Origin of the sequence: Staphylococcus massiliensis CCUG 55927 (assembly GCF_000298075.1) — a bacterium.
GTDB lineage: Bacteria > Bacillota > Bacilli > Staphylococcales > Staphylococcaceae > Staphylococcus > Staphylococcus massiliensis.
On sequence record NZ_JH815593.1, the window covers coordinates 1148990 to 1161770 of the forward strand.

Genomic DNA, 12781 nt, shown 5'->3' on the forward strand with positions numbered 1-12781 from the left:
CCACTTTTCTAAGACCGTGCAAACGTTAACACTCTGATTTTTCTAACTTTTCTAAAAAATAATAATTCCGCTGCATGGTGCACGGTTAGCCCTGTTGTATAAATATCATCTATGAGTAAAATCTCTTTATTTTCAAGGTCATAACCCCTATCAACCAAAAGGAATGGGTTGTCACTTTTCGCACGCTCTCTTTTAGTTAAATTGGATTGTTTCGCTCTGACTTTAGCCTCTAAAATGGGATGAAATGGTATCTGCTTCGCTTTAAGTATTTCACCAATATGATCAAAACGTCTCATTAATTTCTTTTCATGCGGTGACGGAATCGGTACAAGATAATCATAGCGCCCTAATTGAGGCATAATCTCCGCAAACACGTGACTTAAAGCAATATCAAGGTGAAATTTATACTGAACGATAGTACTTTTCATAAGCCCTTGATAATCAGCAACTGTCACGACTTGATCGACCAATCGAAACCGTTGTTCTAGCCACTTACAATCTAAGCACACAGCTTCATTAGGACCAAGTTTCTTCAAACATCGCGCGCACCGCTTCACCGACTCAAACTGTTTAATTTGAGTTAAACACTTTTCACATATGACGTCAGGTTTTTTATAGAAATTATTAATTGTTAAAGGTGCGTGTATCACTTCAAAGCAAATTAAACATCTACGCATCTATCCAACCTCTTTCGATACCTAAGCGATTCATCGACTTAATCATGCGTGAAGCTTTCAACATACTTAAACTGATCCCCTCATGTAGGAAAAGCACTAAGCCAGTAGGCATTTCTTTCTTACGCCCTACGCGTCCCGCAATTTGAACGAGCGCATTAGCTTGAAACAAATGGCTATCAACTACGATGACGTCTAAGCTAGCCATCGTAAACCCGCGTTCTAATATTGTTGTTGTAAATACCACTGAGTGTTCACCCCGTCTTAAGGCTTCTACTTTGTCATGTCTGAGTGCATCTTCACTAAAGACAGTAATTAACCCTTTGATGTGCGGTTTATAATGTACATAAGTATCTTCCATACGACGAATATGATTAAAGAATACGAGCGTATAGCGATTCTTACGTACTTGTTCCTTTAAAATGTGTAATAGTTTAGATTGACACTTAGACGTATTGAGCTTGAAATATTGATATTGAGGTACCGGTAATCGTTTACGATGGAACCTTGCTGGCAAGGTGATAATTTGATTATTTTTAAATGAACGCAATAATTTTTTAGGTGGTGTCGCTGTCATTAAGAGGTGCGAATGTGTGGCCTTTGAAGCGTAAATGAGACTTTGTTGAAGCGACTTATCCATAGATAAAGGGAACGCATCCACTTCATCGACAAAAATGACGTCAAAGTGTGACTTGAAACGAAATAACTGATGGATGGTTGATATGACAAAGTGCCCATTAAACACTTGTTTGTGACCTTGATAAAGCACGTCAATTTGCTCATTTTTAAAAGCTTCTTTAATTCGTAACGCTACCTCAATCACAACGTCTACACGAGGTGAGACGACTGCTACATTCAACCCTAGTTGTCGTGCATACTTAATACCTTCAAATATCATCTCAGTCTTGCCTGCACCCGTAACGGCATATAATAAGAGACTCTCCATAGATGCGATGGCCTTTACGATTTGAGCACTCGCATAACTTTGTTGTTCTGATAAATTAAATGGTAGATGGTATGCGCCATCTGTCGCGGCCTGCTCCGACTTTATATAAAACACGTCTTGATCAGATTCCATCTTGCCAAGTTGAATACAATTTCGGCAATAAGTAACGCTTTCTTCGTTAAGATAAGGTTGATATGTATAAAAATGATGTGACTGTGTTGAATGACATTGTGCACATCTATAATGACCGTCGCTTAAACGAACGCCTCTGACCGTTTGTTCAATTACTTCATTTGTTAAAATATGGTGATCCTTCACTAGTCTGCCGTAATATTTAATACGCCTCACCTCTATATCCCTTCATACATATATACGGATTGGCTTAATCAATTACTCTTACAAACAAAAAAGATTTGAAAATGAGCACGTCATCTCCAAATCTTCATCATTATTTACATCTTAATTTTACGACCTATGTATCCAACACCGATGCCGCCTGGCCCTAAGTGAGAAGCAACTACTGGCCCGAATTCTGAGAAGAGTACATCATAATCTGGAAACTCTTTTTTCATAGATTCATAAACTTCGTTACTTTCATCGACCTTATCGCCACCGATTACCAATAGCGTTTTATCTTCGGCATCTTTAATCTCTTCAGCCGCTTTACGCACCATCATTTTAAGTGCACGCTTTTTCGTACGTACCTTTTCATTAGGTACGATTTTACCATCCTCAAAGCAAAGTAGTGGCTTCATTTTTAAAAGTGTTCCAATCCAAGCTTGAGCATTTGAAATTCGGCCACTCTTTTGAAGGTATTTAAGGTCATCTACCACAATGTAAGCGCCAGTTTCTTCACGCATGCTTTCAAGTTCTTTTAAAATAGCATCCAGTTCTAAGCCTTGTTCGATGAGCTCGATGGCTTTTAAAACAAACACGCCTTCAGCAAACGCAGCAATCTTAGTATCAAATACATGAATGTTGATACCTTCGATCATGTCGTTTACTTGCATAGCTGTTTGAACGGTACCGCTAATGCCACTTGATAGATGAATCGAAATAACGTCTGTATAACCTTCGTCTTTAAGTTTTTCATACATATCGACAAGTGTTCCAATAGCAGGCTGACTCGTTCTAGGTGCAGTTTTAATATCTTTAAGCTTGTCGTAACACTGTTCTTTAGAAATTTCGACGAATTCTTTATAGCTTTCATTATCGTTTAACGTCACATATAAATGTGCAATCGGTATATGATACTTTTCAATTAAATCTTGTGGGATATAACTTGTAGAATCTGTCAGTACAGCGACTTTCATATCTCATCCTCCTAGCTCATATAAATATATCATACCTTATATTATATATAATGATAATCGTTTTGAATATTTAAATCTGTTATTTTGATGTGTATAATATAGTTAATACGAAGACAAAGGATGAACATTATGAAAGATGATGTGATCACAATCAAATCTGAACATCAGTTTGAGACAGTCATCAATAAATCGCGTTTTATCTGTTATATCAAACCCGTTCAAACTGAGGATGACGCCAAGGCTTTTATTCAATCCATTAAGAAAAAGCACCATGAGGCCACGCACAACTGCTCGTGCTACACAATTGGTGATACGATGAATATTCAAAAGGCTAATGACGACGGCGAACCAAGCGGGACTGCAGGCGTTCCAATGCTTGAAGTTTTAAAGAAGAATGATATTCATAATACTGTAGCGGTCGTGACAAGATACTTTGGCGGTATTAAACTCGGCGGTGGCGGCTTAATTCGTGCTTATAGTGGCGCAGTACGTAATGCAGTGAATGATATTGGCCTCGTTGTGCTTAAAAACGCGATACCTATGACTGTAACTGTTAGCTATGATTTAACTGGTAAGTTAGAACATGAAATTCAATCTACGACTTTCATGTTAAAAGACACGACTTACACGGATAAGGTAAGTTACGATATTGATGTCATTGAGACTGAACGCGATGACTTTATTGACTTCTTAAATCGACACACTCAAAGCAACTATGAACTACATGAAGGTGACGTTACGCGCTTACCGTTCGATTTAGAAAAATAGACATAAATTAAATTCGGTTGATTTTTATGTAGCTTGTAATTTAATTTCCTTTAACAGCATGCTTTCCTGGGACGTGGCTGGAGCCTGTAGTCTCCAGACTCACGCTACTCCCCTAGGAGTCAGCTGTTAGGAATTATTACATATCTAAAAAAATGGTTGATTTGAAGAATTAGCAGTACGCAGAGACCAAAGGAATTTCAAGCGTGATAGTATATTAGTGACGTCTTTTTAATTAAACTGTCCAATAACCAAGAAAGCTATGTAAAATTTAAGTTCTTACCAACCGAATTTCTTAGGCATAAATTAAAACACTTCTTAAAAGCCATGATTTACTAACTTTTAGGAAGTGTTTATTTTTGAGTTTTCTTTGAAATTAATTTTAATAAAGGCTTATAATTATCGTCAATTAACCCAGTAAATTCAACAATGAGCTCTATTGTAATAATGATGAGGATGAACATCATTAAGACACCCCAAGGTTGAGATAAATACAAGATAATACTTGCAATACTAAATAAAATCGCGATTGAATAGATTAAGATAACCGTTTGGCGATGTGAGTAACCCAAATCAAGTAACCTATGATGTAAATGCGATTTATCCGCTTGCATAATACTTTGACCTTTCTTAACACGACGTACCATAGCAAACAATGTGTCGATAAAAGGCACAGCAAGAATAACTACTGGGAAGAATAATGAAATTAACGTTATGTTTTTAAAACCTAACAATGACACAAATCCGATAATATAACCAATCAACAATGCACCACTATCACCTAAAAATATTTTAGCTGGGTGGAAATTAAAGCATAAAAATCCTAGTAATGAACCTAATAAAACACTGCATATCATCATGATAAATATGTTGACTTGTAGAATCGCGATAAAACCTATCGTGATAAGTGCAATCGCTGATACGCCTGCTGCTAAACCATCTAAACCATCTATGAGATTGATTGCATTTGAAATTGCGACAATCCAAAAAATTGTAAACGGAATACTAAAATATCCAAAATGAATTGTTGGGCCTATCGGTAATGAAATAAAATCGATCGTGATGCCATAGTACACGACCACTAAAGCAACGAGTATTTGACCAATCAATTTTATAATTGGTTTCAAATCAAATAAATCATCGATTAAACCTAATAAGTATATTAAAACACTACCAATAACCAGAGGTTTTATTTCTTCTTCTACAGGATGTGCGAACCAAATACCAATTAAAAAGGCGAGTAATATAACAGTACCGCCTAGCATTGAGATTGGCTCAGTATGTACCTTTCGAATATTCGGTCTATCTAAAATATTCATCTTTTTTGAAAAGATTATAATGATTGGTGTCAATATTAAACTGACGATCATTGAGAGGACGATTAGTTTTAAAGTTAGCATCAGTTCACCTACACTCGTTCTCAAAATTTAAGCCTATCTATAGAATATATATTAAATGCATTTAACACACATTTTCATATAGATATTATACCATTTCATTACATGTTTTAAAATTCTAACCTAAAATAAAAAAATAATTTCTCGCGATAGGATGACAAATTGTAAGATTTCACTTACAATAACTAAGTGCTTAGAAAAGGAGTCGAAGTAATATGATTCAAGCTATCATTTATAATATTTCAGTTACCGTAGCAGGCATTTACTTATTTCATCGACTAGAATACTCAGAAAGTAGTCATATCCGCTTCTCTAAAAGCTATACTACTTTATTACTTACAGTTGTCGCATTATTACTAGCGTCATACCCGATCGACATACCACCATATGTCATCCATCTTACATTCGTTCCTTTACTATTTTTAGGTCGCTATACGAACTTTTTCTATACGATGTTATCAGCAATCATCATCGTTTTAGCCGACACGTTGATATTTGATAATACGATTGCGCATGGCATTACCATTTTAATCATTGCATTGATATCAAGTATTATTGGTCCATTTTTAAAACAAGGCCATATCGCTTCATTACAAATTCTAAATGGTTTAAGTATTGTCATTTTCGCTGGATTGATTTTATTCAACTCGCAATATGACTGGATCGAACTCTTATACTTAATCCCGCTTTCATTTGTATTAACGATTATTTCTTCAATTATATTTGTTGATATTTGGCGTTTCTTCTCGTTGATTCAACGTTATGAAAATGAGGACTCTGTGGATTACCTAACTGGTTTAGGAAACGTAAAATCTTTTGATAGACATCTAAACAAGTGTACGCAAGTAGCCGCTGAGAAAGACGAATCGCTAGGCTTGCTGCTTATAGATATAGATGGTTTCAAAGACGTAAATGACGCGTACACGCATTATGCTGGTGACGCAGTTCTTAAACAAATGTCTCAACTATTAATCAATTACGTACCAAAACAATTTAAAATATTTAGAAACGGTGGCGAAGAATTTTCAGTCGTTGTTCAAAACATTTCATTAGATGAAAGTGTTAAGCTCGCTGAAAGCATTCGCCGCGCTGTGGAAAAGTCAAGCTTCCACCTACCGTCTAAAGAAGTTATTAAATTATCTGTTTCAATTGGCGTAGGACATTTAACAAAAGACAACTATAAATCACAACGTAAGGTATTTAAAGATGCCGATGACATGTTACATGTAGCTAAAAACGAAGGCCGTAACAAAGTAATGTTTAATCCGATTGTTAAAATTTAATACAATTATATGAAAAGCTAGGGCACCACGAAACGTGTCCTAGCTTTCATTTTCAATAAAGAGAATTCAAACCAATCAATCCCACCTCACCCCCCGTTTCACCCTTCCTAGAAAATAATTACATTTACTTGAAAATATTTTAAAATCTATTGCAAGTTGCACGCCCTTTTTGTAAACTTCAAGTGTTCTATAAAAATAAATAAGGGGGTTTATTAAATGGCAGACGGTCTAACTATCATTGACGAAGATAAAGTCATCGATCTTGTCTTAATTGCAGGTCGTGTCTTACTTGAAAGTGGTGCTGAGACCTACCGTGTTGAAGATACAATGGGCAGGATTGCAAGTAACTACGGCTTATCTGATACATATAGCTTTGTGACGTCGACTGCAATTATCTTTTCACTAAACGACAGAACGAACACGCGGTTAGTTCGAGTGCGTGAACGTACTACAGATCTTGAGAAAATCGCGCTAACGAACAACATCTCACGTAAAATTGCGAACGACGAAATCACAATCGATGAAGCCAAATCAGAACTCATTCACTTACATCATGCCTCATTACAATATTCATTTTCAACCAAATTCTTTGCAGCAGCAATTGCATGTGGCTTCTTTTTATTCATGTTCGGTGGTAGTACCATTACCGATTTTATTATTGCCATTATAGCCGGAGCTGGTGCCTTCTTAACATTTGATATTGTACAACGATATATTCAAATTAAATTCTTCTCAGAGTTCATAAGTGCAACCATCGTCATCAGTATCGCTGCACTATGTTCGAAACTTGGACTCGTCGAGAATCAAAATATTATAACCATCGCAGCAGTTATGCCCTTAGTCCCTGGTATCTTGATTACGAATGCTATCCGTGACTTAATGGCTGGTGAGTTATTAGCTGGTATGTCACGTGGTGTTGAAGCGGCTTTAACTGCATTTGCGATTGGTGCAGGCGTTGCGATTGTATTATTACTATTCTAATCTGTTTTATAAGGAGGTATACCTTTGCTCATATTATTTAAGTATGCCATACACTTTCTAGTGAGTTTCCTCGCTACAATATTATTCTCGATCATCTTTAATGCGCCGCGTCGCTTATTAATCGCTTGTGGTTTCGTAGGTGCTTTAAGTTGGGTGATTTACGTGATTACAGATGACCTTACTGCAAACAAAGTACTTGCAGCATTCTTAGGTAGTGTTATCTTAGGATTAACAAGTCACGTTATGAGTAGACAATATAAACGTCCCGTTATCATCTTCATCGTGCCAGGTATCATTCCTTTAGTACCAGGTGGTGCCGCATATGAAGCAACGAGACATTTAGTTTCAAACGAATACACAGACGCGGTCAATACGTTCTTAGAGGTTACGTTAACATCCGGAGCCATCGCTTTCGGTATCCTTTGTTCAGAAATCATTTACTACATTTATACGCGCTCTAAATTGCTTTTCGGCAAAGTTAAAGGTAAAGCGCACCGTGAAAGTTATCATATGAACGACCGTGTATAAGGAGACATTGACATGAAAGCACAAATTACTGATAGACTCATTCGCTACACTGAAATCAATACACAGTCTAATCCAGATTCAAATACGACCCCTTCATCAAAAGCCCAATGGGATCTCTTACATTTACTTCAACAAGAACTTAAAGATATGGGATTAGAAACAACGCTTGATGATAAAGGTTATTTATTTGCTACGTTAGAAAGTAATACAGACAAAGCGGTTCCAACGATTGGCTTCTTAGCACACGTCGACACATCTCCAGATTTCAAAGCTTCTGACGTTAAACCGCAAGTTGTTGAACAATTTGATGGTAACCCGATCACGCTTGGCAATAGTGATCTTCAACTGACTGTAGATCAATTTCCTGAATTAAAATCATTAATCGGTCACACGTTAGTTACGACAGATGGTACGACGTTACTCGGTGCTGATGATAAAGCGGGTATCGTTGAGATTATGGAAGCCATTCAATACTTAATCCAACATCCTGAAATTAAGCATGGTCGCATTCGTATCGGGTTTACACCTGATGAAGAAATCGGTAAAGGGCCGCACCATTTTGATGTAGACGCCTTTAATGCTGACTTCGCGTATACGATGGATGGTAGCTTACTTGGTGAACTGCAATTTGAAAGCTTTAATGCGGCTAGTGCTCAAGTAACGAGTCATGGCCTCAACGTCCATCCTGGTTCAGCAAAAGACACGATGATCAACGCACTTGAAGTAGCCCATCAGTTTCATGCGAAAGTGCCTAAAGATGCATCACCAGAATTTACAGATGGTTATGAAGGCTTTTATCACCTCATGTCGCTTCAAGGTAATGTAGAAAAAGCACAGTTATCTTACATTATCCGTGACCACGACAAACTCAAATTTGAAGATAAGAAGAAATTACTTAATGATATCGTTGAAGATTTAAATTTAAAATATGGCCGTAAAGTTTTAGAAATCAATATGGAAGATCAATACTATAATATGGCTGAAAAGATTAAACCATACCCTCATATTATCGATATTCCGAAACGTGTATTTGAACAAAGAGGAATTACACCAAATACAGATCCTATCAGAGGCGGAACAGATGGTTCTCAGTTATCTTACATGGGCTTACCAACACCAAACATTTTCACAGGTTGCGGTAATTTCCATGGACCTTATGAATACGCTTCAATAGACGTCATGAAAGAAGCTACAATGGTTATTGTAGGCATCGCAGAAGCCGCAACCCAGTACAACTTTGAATAAATGTTCCCTTTTAAAAAAAGACCTTATATCGCCTGATTGCGATATAAGGTCTTTTCATTATGAAATTGACGCTTGTAATAATTTCAATGATTGAATCGAATATTGTCTAAGTTGGATGCCTAATTGATAATTTGTGAACGTTGTAGGTGCGTCCATGAAGACATTAAACATACCTGTCACATCGCGTTCTGTAAACGCGTCAAACTTATTAGACGTACCGCATATCGCAACATTCGTCTTGTGATGCTTCTGGCATAATTCCGCAATCTTTAGTGATGTCGTTTCAAGAATCTGACTATCTTCATCAATGCCTTCACCAAAGATGACTAGGTCAGCTTGTTCAATTAATTGATCGAGATGTGTTATTTTATCTAAGATTGCATGACTTGTAGAAATCGTACCACCATAAATACCACTCAGTACTGCAGCGACACCACCGCCTGCACCGCCACGTTCTATCGGGCTCAATGTTAAATTTAGACTACTTTTAAGAATTTCATTGAGATACCATACTTTATTATCAACTTCTATAGCATCCTCTTTCGAAATCCCTTTATGCTCATATGTTTTCATTATCGCACTTTGTTTTCCATAATAATGACTATCGAAATCAGATACGATTTCAATGGTTGCTTGAGTTAATTTATCATTTAGATGTGATGTATCAATTCGTCTGACGAGATTAAGGTATCTTGGGCCTTTTGACAAATCAATCACATGACCATCATCATCATAAAATGTTGCGCCAAGCGCTTGTAAGAGACCTGCACCACCATCATAGCTATCAATGCCGCCTACTGAGATGATAAAGTGTTTCGCACCGTTCTCTAAAGCGTGTAGAATCACTTCACCTAATCCATAGCTTGAGCGATGTGTAACAGGATTCTCCCCTTTTAGAAACAGTTGACTTTCGATAACGGTATAGCCATCGTTTGTAATACCGTATTCAGTTTGCACGTGATTCATATCTGCATCATGTGTCTCTAATTTATATTTCGTCCCTGATTGCCATGAAAATACGGATGTAAGCAATTCGTTCTTACCATTGAATAAAGGGACTTGTACAATATCAGCTTCTTTAATCTGGCTTGCGACCGCTTCTTCAACATAGCGATTCGCCTCATAACTTGTTAAACTACCATAGAATTCATCCATAGCTACAAGTACTTTCATAATGTCACCTCATTATTTCATCTAACTTTATACTTCAATCACTCATCTTATTATACAACGTACCACGCCTAAATGAAATTCGGTTGATATAGTGTGGAGCGTGTTTGAGGTTTCATGGTCACGATATTCGCACTAGGTTAACTTATTCGACAAAAAAAGAGTTAGTAAATGAAGGGTATGTAATTCGACCTTCACCTTACTAACTCGTTAAGTTCAATATTTATTCTTCAGCTTTTGCTAGAGATGCAACGGTAACGTTATCGTGACTATCATGCCAAATAACTTCACCTTCTACAAAGTAAAAGCCTTGTGGCGTCTCGTGCTTCACACCAGTTTTTGACGCGATATAATCAGATAATTCGCGATCATCTTGAACAATCATATAATAGCCATCCATATCTCGTTCGTATAAAAACTTATTAAATTGATCGAGGGCATTTGCAGATATCGGGCAAGTTTCACTATGTTTTAATAAGAATACATATTTGTTATCTGTAATGATTTGCTCAAACTGGTCAATTGAAGTTAGCTTAATCGCCATCCCTTTTCACCTCTAAATAATGATCTTTTTCAAGATTAGTTAATTTATAGCTGTTCCAAATGTCTGTTCAATTTCTAAATCTTAACCCAATTATTTTATTATAGAAAACACTTATCAATGTAAATCATTATACACACTTTGGCATGGGTTGTTAACCACTATTTTTAACAAAATTAAGTGGAAAATGTGAACTTTAATTTCAATATCCCCTTTTATAAGGAGAAAATTTAACTCGAAAATCAAATATTTCGCTAATTTCATTCCCCTTTTCCTAAATAACAATCATTTCAATCATGTTTATTATCGCGACATAATGTGATATAGTAAATCATCATTATTTCAGGAATTTTAAAGGAGTCAATCATGTATTCAGCTATACAACCTTTTATCAGTAAGGATTCAAGTCAACAGAGTGTTTATATTGATGCATATGACGAAGTTCGAGATGTATTGATGAACCTACTTGATACGCCTGTTAAATCAACACAGCATATCGGTGGCACGAGGCATTTCCAATATCAAACCGAGCCGATTTTAGATGTATTGGTTGGTGTGGATAGTTTACACGACATCACTTCTCTCGATGAAAAGCGCTTGAACTATGTAGGATTCTATCGGCTACATCATAAATATCGCAAGAAAGTTGTGATGGCACGCTTTAATAATTTAATTGATTTGAAACAAGAAGTGCGTCTTCATATTATACAACGCGATACCGATCAATTTGAGCATTACCTATTTCTAGATGGGTTGTTAAGTGAGAATCCCGACGTTCAACACGAATTCGAAACATTTAAGTTAGGCTTGAAGCATAGAGACCTTGGTATAAGACAATACGAAATTCAAAAAGAGAAGTTCTTTTCAAAAATATTAAAAAAATATAGTTAGATTATAACCTTTACATTAAATTTATTTTATTGAAAATGAACCCATGTTATTTCACATCACTTTAGAATAGTTGCTATAATAAAGCTATCAAAACTTTTAGAAAGGATGTTTTTGTCTTGCATAACGACAACATCTTAAATGAATTAAAGCAAGTCATTCCGGAAGATATTATTAAAGTGGATGAACCACTCAAACGCTATACCTATACAGAAACTGGCGGCAAGGCCGACTTTTACATATCCCCATCTAAAATTGAAGACGTTCAAAGCGTTATGAAATATGCGTATAAACATGATATCCCCGTTACGTTTTTAGGTAATGGATCAAATATTATCATCCGTGAAGGTGGTATTCGCGGCATTGTACTAAGTTTACTTGAGCTAAACTACGTTGAAGTTTCAGACGCTTCAATTATCACGGGTAGTGGTCGTGCGATTATCGACGTTTCAAGACTTGCTCGCGACAATCATTTAACTGGACTTGAGTTCGCTTGCGGTATCCCTGGCTCTGTAGGTGGTGCTGTCTATATGAACGCTGGTGCATACGGCGGCGAAGTTAAAGACTGCATCGATTACGCTTTATGCGTTGATGATGAAGGTCATTTATTCAAGCTATCTAACGAAGATCTTAAATTAGGTTATCGTCAAAGTATCGTTCAGGAAAAGCACTACGTCGTTTTAGAGGCTGCATTCACGCTAGAACCTGGCGATTATGAAGAAATTAATGCGAAGATGGAAGACCTTACAGAACGCCGTGAAACAAAACAACCTTTAGAATACCCTTCATGCGGTAGTGTGTTCCAACGCCCACCAGGTCACTTCGCAGGTAAACTCATTCAAGATTCTGATTTACAAGGTCACCGTATTGGCGGCGTTGAAGTATCTAAGAAACATGCCGGCTTTATGGTTAACGTGGATAACGGTACAGCGACAGACTACGAAGACCTGATCCACCACGTTCAAGACGTTGTCAAAGAGAAATTCGACGTCGAACTGAAACGTGAAGTACGTATCATTGGCGAACATTTAGAACAATAGAAAGCAGGAT

The 12781-nt window shown here is 36.7% G+C and carries 13 protein-coding genes; 7 read left to right on the forward strand and 6 right to left on the reverse strand.

The genetic code is table 11. From position 1 onward, the window contains the following. Positions 1–8: 8 nt before the first annotated feature. The 3 genes from A33S_RS0105800 to fakB1 all read right to left on the reverse strand — a co-directional run bounded on the left by A33S_RS0105800 (position 9) and on the right by fakB1 (position 2933). Positions 9–677 (reverse strand): ComF family protein, encoded by a 669-nt coding sequence (locus A33S_RS0105800; protein ID WP_009383075.1) that lies wholly within the window; start codon positions 675–677, stop codon positions 9–11. Next, positions 670–1968: a DEAD/DEAH box helicase family protein gene (locus A33S_RS0105805; protein ID WP_009383076.1), complete on the reverse strand. Its 1299-nt coding sequence runs from the start codon at positions 1966–1968 to the stop codon at positions 670–672. Before A33S_RS0105805 ends, A33S_RS0105800 begins: the two co-directional genes overlap by 8 nt. A gap of 104 nt (positions 1969–2072) precedes the next feature. Continuing rightward, complete coding sequence (gene fakB1, locus A33S_RS0105810) at positions 2073–2933, reverse strand: fatty acid kinase binding subunit FakB1 (RefSeq protein ID WP_009383077.1); 861 nt, start codon at positions 2931–2933, stop codon at positions 2073–2075. 129 nt (positions 2934–3062) lie between these two features. Between fakB1 and A33S_RS0105815 the strand changes: the two genes are divergently transcribed. Beyond that, complete coding sequence (locus tag A33S_RS0105815) at positions 3063–3701, forward strand: YigZ family protein (RefSeq protein WP_009383078.1); 639 nt, start codon at positions 3063–3065, stop codon at positions 3699–3701. Between the two features lie 350 nt (positions 3702–4051). On the opposite strand, the gene A33S_RS0105820 is transcribed toward A33S_RS0105815, so the two are convergent. After that, a complete protein-coding gene (locus tag A33S_RS0105820) occupies positions 4052–5098 on the reverse strand; it encodes a glycosyltransferase family 4 protein (RefSeq protein WP_009383079.1) in 1047 nt (348 codons plus the stop codon). Positions 5099–5310: 212 nt separating this feature from the next. Here A33S_RS0105820 and gdpS point away from each other — a divergent pair, with 212 nt between their 5' ends. The 4 genes from gdpS to pepT all read left to right on the forward strand — a co-directional run bounded on the left by gdpS (position 5311) and on the right by pepT (position 9132). Beyond that, positions 5311–6378 (forward strand): GGDEF domain-containing protein GdpS, encoded by a 1068-nt coding sequence (gene gdpS, locus A33S_RS0105825; RefSeq protein WP_009383080.1) that lies wholly within the window; start codon positions 5311–5313, stop codon positions 6376–6378. Between the two features lie 216 nt (positions 6379–6594). After that, entirely contained in the window at positions 6595–7359 is a 765-nt protein-coding gene (locus A33S_RS0105830) for a threonine/serine exporter family protein (protein ID WP_009383082.1), read from the forward strand. 24 nt (positions 7360–7383) lie between these two features. Then, positions 7384–7887, forward strand: a complete 504-nt coding sequence (locus tag A33S_RS0105835) for a threonine/serine exporter family protein (protein WP_009383083.1) — start codon at positions 7384–7386, stop codon at positions 7885–7887. A 12-nt stretch (positions 7888–7899) separates the two neighbouring features. Next, a complete protein-coding gene (gene pepT, locus A33S_RS0105840) occupies positions 7900–9132 on the forward strand; it encodes a peptidase T (protein WP_009383084.1) in 1233 nt (410 codons plus the stop codon). Between the two features lie 57 nt (positions 9133–9189). On the opposite strand, the gene A33S_RS0105845 is transcribed toward pepT, so the two are convergent. Together A33S_RS0105845 and ytxJ are read right to left on the reverse strand one after the other, a co-directional pair. Further along, on the reverse strand, positions 9190–10305 hold the full coding sequence (locus tag A33S_RS0105845) for a glycerate kinase (RefSeq protein ID WP_009383085.1): 1116 nt from the start codon (positions 10303–10305) through the stop codon (positions 9190–9192). A gap of 220 nt (positions 10306–10525) precedes the next feature. Continuing rightward, a complete protein-coding gene (gene ytxJ / locus A33S_RS0105850; RefSeq protein WP_009383086.1) occupies positions 10526–10846 on the reverse strand; it encodes a bacillithiol system redox-active protein YtxJ in 321 nt (106 codons plus the stop codon). 363 nt (positions 10847–11209) lie between these two features. Between ytxJ and A33S_RS0105855 the strand changes: the two genes are divergently transcribed. Beyond that, positions 11210–11734, forward strand: a complete 525-nt coding sequence (locus A33S_RS0105855) for a GrpB family protein (RefSeq protein WP_009383087.1) — start codon at positions 11210–11212, stop codon at positions 11732–11734. 116 nt (positions 11735–11850) lie between these two features. Continuing rightward, positions 11851–12771: a UDP-N-acetylmuramate dehydrogenase gene (gene murB, locus A33S_RS0105860; protein WP_009383088.1), complete on the forward strand. Its 921-nt coding sequence runs from the start codon at positions 11851–11853 to the stop codon at positions 12769–12771. Positions 12772–12781: the final 10 nt, after the last annotated feature.